This is a genomic window from Antarctobacter aquimaris (genome assembly GCF_900184945.1).
GTDB classification, from domain to species: domain Bacteria; phylum Pseudomonadota; class Alphaproteobacteria; order Rhodobacterales; family Rhodobacteraceae; genus Maliponia; species Maliponia aquimaris.
In genome coordinates this window covers 1-2,800 of the sequence record NZ_FXYF01000038.1, presented here as the reverse complement: position 1 = coordinate 2,800, position 2,800 = coordinate 1, and the positions used below count along the sequence as shown (strand labels likewise).

The 2,800-nt window shown below is 65.7% G+C and carries 3 protein-coding genes; 2 read left to right on the top strand and 1 reads right to left on the bottom strand.

Annotated elements, in window-relative coordinates:
* The coding region (locus MAA8898_RS26525) for a hypothetical protein (protein ID WP_370738645.1) at positions 1-246 on the top strand (246 nt) is incomplete at its 5' end.
* A gap of 32 nt (positions 247-278) precedes the next feature.
* Here MAA8898_RS26525 and MAA8898_RS25510 read toward each other — a convergent pair.
* Positions 279-578 carry a hypothetical protein gene (locus MAA8898_RS25510; RefSeq protein WP_141194964.1) on the bottom strand — a complete coding sequence of 100 codons (300 nt, stop codon included), beginning with the start codon at positions 576-578 and terminating at the stop codon, positions 279-281.
* 91 nt (positions 579-669) lie between these two features.
* Between MAA8898_RS25510 and MAA8898_RS25505 the strand changes: the two genes are divergently transcribed.
* On the top strand, positions 670-2,800 hold a 2,131-nt coding region (locus MAA8898_RS25505), incomplete at its 3' end, for a calcium-binding protein (RefSeq protein ID WP_094023821.1).

The following is a 2,800-nucleotide window of genomic DNA, read 5'->3' as shown; positions in this document are numbered from 1 at the left end:
CGCGACCAGATCCTCGACTTTGAACAGGGCGTGGACATCATCGTGGTGGCGGGGCTGTCGCCGGGTGTCTTCGAGTTCCGCGGCACGGCGGCATTTGCCCCCTCCGGCAATTCCGAACTGCGGCTGTTCGAGACGCCAACCGGCTCGACCATCGTGCAGTTCGACGCGGACGGCAACGGCACCATCGACGCGGAGATCCGGGTGGCCAATGTCATCGGGTTGACGGCCACGGACTTCGTGCTCTAGGCCCGGCCGGTCCTTCCGGGCCATGGACCCGGTCAGGGCCGTTTCCTGCGCGACCGGATGGCGGCATGCGCCGTCGGCCAGCCGTCGTTCAAGGCGACGCGCCGCAACACCGACACGCACCGCATCGAGGTCGCGGGCGAAAGGCCGTGCGCCATGATGCCCCAGATCATCACCGGCCAAGCGGTCGACACATCCAGGATCCGCGCAGCACGCTCAAGGTATCCGTGCAATCGAAACGCCCCCTTACCGGCGTCGATTCCCTTTCTTGCCCTGAGCAGGCAAAATTCCTTGGATTCCTGCGCTTTTTGCGTAGCTTGAAAGACATTGATCATGTTGTGCCGGCCTGCCCGCAGGTTTCGACGACAGCGGCGGCATTCAGTCCCGTTTTCAATTTTGCACAACGCATAGCCAGGGGGACTTTTCATGGCACTTATCATCCGCGGCGCCGACCAGACCAGCGGCGACACCATCAGCACCGGCGACGACTACATCCTGCGCGAAGGCGTGCTGATCAGCGACCAGAACAGCGACGCGCTGGTGATCGACACGGTCGGCAATAACGCCGTTCAGATCGCCGGCAGCCTCTTCGCCAGCGTCGAGGCCGAGGGCCTTCAGATCGATGCGGCCGATGTCCTTGTCTCCGTCACGCGGACGGGAACCGTCGCGGGCGGCGGGAACGGCGTCGAAGTCAACGGGGCGAATGCGACAATCAACAATGCAGGCTCTGTTATCGGTGCGCTGAATTATGGTGTGCAGTTCGGGACCGGCTCTGCGGGCGGTGTCTTTGTCAACTCCGGTTCTGTATCCGGGGACAGCGGCTTCGACATTCGGGCCAACGGAATCGCGGTGTCGAACAGCGGAGCCATCACCGGTCAGTTCGATGCCTTCCGCGCGTTCTCGGCGACCGAGCTGTCGCTGGACAACAACGGCACGATCCGCGGCGGCGAACGCGCCCTCGATTTGGGCGCCGGCGAACACGAGATCATCAACTCCGGCCAGATGGCGGGCGGCATCAACGGAATCCGCATCGGCGCCGGCGGCACCGGGTTTGGCGGCAACGGCATCGTCAACGCCGGCACGATCCAGGGCGACGACATCGCCATCCTGCTGGAAGGCACCACCGGATCGACACAGATCCAGAACAGCGGGCACATCCGGGGCGGTCAATTCGCCGTCCAGTCGGCACATCAGGTCCTGATCGCCTCATCCGGGTTCCTGGCGGCGAGCACGGGCATCGAGCTGGGCGCAAATGCGGACAACAGCGCCATCTCCAATTCAGGCCGGATCGACGCAACTTCGCGCGGCATGGAACTGCTGACCGGGGCGGACAATGTCACTGTCGGAAACGACGGGGTGATTGCCGGTGCTTCCTTCGGCATTCTCAGTGATGGCCTCAACACGCATGTCAGCAACAGCGGCACGATCACGGCCACGACGTCGGGCACGGCGGTCTATCTGGGCAACGCGGGCGCGACCCTGGTCAACAGCGGCAGCCTGACGGGCGAGGACGCCGTCACGTTCCTGGCCTCGGGCCGCGTGATCAACACCGGTGAGATCCATGCCACGCGCTCCGGGCTGGAACTGTATTCGTTCATCGCCCCCTCGGCCGCGATGGTGGTCAACAACGCAGGCGCGATCAGCGGCGGCAGCCGTGCGGCCGTCGACTCCTTCATCGACGCCGCCACCTCTCTCGTTGTGCGCAACACCGGGACGCTGACCTCGGACCAGGCAGAGGCCATTACGAGCTTCAACGACTCCGCCGTCGCGCTGTTCAACTCGGGCGTGATCGTCGGCGGCAACGGCACTGCGATCTCGAGCGGCACCACCAAGGTCGACCGCGTGACCAACCTGGGCAGCATCGAAGGCAACGTCCTGCTGGCCGGCGGCAACGACGTCATGGTGAACGGCGGCACGGTCGTCGGGAACGTCGACCTGGGGGACAATAACGATCTGTTCCGCGCCACCGGCGACGGGGTCGTGACCGGACAGGTGATCGGGCAAACGGGCAACGACACGCTGATCGGCGCCAACGGCGACGACAATTTCACCGGGTTTGCGGGCAATGACCTTCTGGTCGGGCACGGTGGCGACGACACGCTGGCCGGCGGGGTCGGCAATGACACCCTGTTCGGCGGTGCTGGTGACGACGCGCTGGCCGGCGGCACCCAGGACGACCTGCTGAACGGCCAGGACGGCGACGACACTCTGCTGGGCGATACCGGCAACGATGCCATGACCGGCGGCGCCGGGGCGGACGAGATGCGCGGCGGTGCGGACAACGACACGATGAACGGCCAGGACGGCGAAGACCTGCTGGAGGGCGACGCCGGCAACGACATCCTGCGCGGCGGCAACGGCGACGACGCACTGGCGGGGGGCGAGGGCTTTGACCTGTTGACCGGCGGACAGGGGGCGGACAGTTTCGTGTTCCGGGCCCTGACAGAGACGGTGGCGGGCGCGAGCCGCGACCAGATCCTCGACTTCCAGAAGGGTGTGGACATCATCGTGGTGGCAGGCCTGTCGCCGGGTGTGTTCGAATTCCGCGGCACGGCGG